Here is a 2,003-nt window from a genome sequence, read left to right as displayed (position 1 = left end):
GACGGCCGGCCGGCGCGACCCCGGTCAGTCCGCCCCGGCGAGCAGCGCCTCCGCCGAGGTGGTCCGCGCGTAGAGCAGGAACCGGCCCACCCGGTGCGTGCCCACCAGACCCGCGTCCCGCAGCGCGGTGAGGTGCTGCGAGACCGTGCCGGGGGCCAGCCCGCAGCGGCGCGCCAGCTCGGTCGTCGAGGACGGCACGGCCAGTTCGTGCAGCAGCGTGGCCCGGGTACGGCCCAGCACCCGGCTCAGCGCCTCCCCCGGCGGCAGCGCGGCGCGTTCCCAGAGCGTCGCCACCGCCCCCGCCGGGTAGCGCAGGGTCGGCTGGCCGGACGCCTCCACCAGGTTCGAGAACGGCCGCGGCCAGGTGAAGACCGACGGCACCAGCAGCACTCCGCGACCGTTCAGCCGCACCGACCCGGAGGTCGTCAGGTGCTCGACCAGGAGCGTGCCGTCGTCCCAGGAGACGTAGCGGTCGAGGTGGTTGAGCAGGCCCCGCACCCCGTCGACGGCCATCCGCCGGGCGCCGAGCAGCACCTCCCGCTCCAGCAGGGTCCGCATCCGCGGCCAGTACGGGGCGAGCGCGACGTCGGCGTAGGCGCGGATCTGCGCGGCGAGGTCGGCCAGCCCGGCCTCCGGGTCCGCGCGCAGGGCGGCCGTGCGGGGCGTGGGCGGCACCGGATCCCGGTCGAGGCAGGCGCGGACCACCTCCGGTGGGGTCGCGGCCAGCGCGGCCAGCTCCAGGTCGAGGGTGGGCCCGGTGGTGGTCGGCGGTGGACAGACGAACGACGGGATCACCACGGTGGGGACCGGCACCAGGTCGGCCAGGAGCCCCCACCGCACCGCCGCCAGCCGGGGCACCACCTGGCGCGCCCAGGGCAGGTGCGCGGGAAAGCCGGCCGGGTTCTTGACGATCCGTACGCTGGCCACCACCTCCCACAGCGGCGACACGGCGAACCTGGTGTTGGCCAGGTCCGCCACCGACAGCGCGGCGCGCAGCACCCCTGGTCCCCCCGTCCTTTCGTCGCACGCGGATTCGCCCTGGGCCGAATTCATCGACCCCGGGCCGGGCGTCCGGGCACCGTGACCGGCATGATCACCGACCCGCCCCCGACCGCCCGCTGGTCCCGCGCCTTCCGTCAGTTGTACGCCGTCAGCGTCGTCGGTGGCATCGGCCAGCAGGTGGCCCTGCTGGCGTCCCGGTGCTCGCCGTCGACGTCCTGCGCGCCACCCCCGGGCAGGTGGGCCTGCTGGGCGTGCTCGGCACCGCGGCCTTCCTGCTGATCGGCCTACCGGCCGGGGTGTGGGTGGACCGGGCCGACCGCCGTACCGTCATGATCTTCGCGGATCTCGTCCGGTCCGCGCTGTTCGCCTCGGTCCCGGTGGCCTGGTGGGGCGGTTGGCTGACCATCGGGCAGCTCTACCTCGTGGTCCTGCTCGCCGGGGCCGGCACGGTCTTCTTCGACGTCGCCGAGCAGAGCTACCTGCCGGCGGTGGTCGGCCGGGACCGGCTGGTGGCGGCGAACTCGCTGCTGGTGAGCACCGGCGCGACCATCCAGATCGGCGGGCGGGCCCTCGGCGGATTCCTGGTGCAGCTGCTCAGCGCGCCGGTGGCCCTGGTGCTCAACGCCCTCGCGTACCTGGTCTCCGCGCTGGTCCTGGCCCGGCTGCGACCGGACGTCGCGCCGGTCGGGCGGGCCGGTCGGCACGACGGCTTCGGCCGCCAGCTCGCCGAGGGGGTACGGCACGTGCTGGGCAACCCGCTGCTGCGACCGCTGGTGCTCTCGCTGGCGAGCATCAACCTCACGGTCAACCTGATGACCACCATGCTGCCGGTCGTCTTCCTCCGCGAGTTGGGGCTCGGCGCCGGGGCGCTCGGGCTGTTCCTCGGCGCCGGCGGTGTCGGGGCGCTGCTCGGGGCGGTGACCGCCCGGCCGCTGGCGGACCGGATCGGCCACGGTCGGGCGCTCTGGCTGCCCGGGCTGATCGTGGCGCCGCTGGGCGCG

The 2,003-nt window shown here is 75.7% G+C and carries 2 protein-coding genes; one reads left to right on the top strand and one right to left on the bottom strand.

Annotated features, from left to right (window positions below; translation table 11 throughout):
- Window positions 1-24: 24 nt before the first annotated feature.
- Window positions 25-999: a DUF5937 family protein gene (locus JNW89_RS35855; protein ID WP_238452388.1), complete on the bottom strand. Its 975-nt coding sequence runs from the start codon at window positions 997-999 to the stop codon at window positions 25-27.
- 200 nt (window positions 1,000-1,199) lie between these two features.
- On the opposite strand from JNW89_RS35855, the gene JNW89_RS35850 reads away from it, so the two are divergent.
- On the top strand, window positions 1,200-2,003 hold an 804-nt coding region (locus JNW89_RS35850), incomplete at its 3' end, for an MFS transporter (RefSeq protein WP_238452387.1).

Source organism: Micromonospora sp. 4G55, assembly GCF_016803375.1.
Note: the sequence above shows the minus strand (reverse complement) of the source record. Positions and strands in the feature narration are given on the sequence as shown.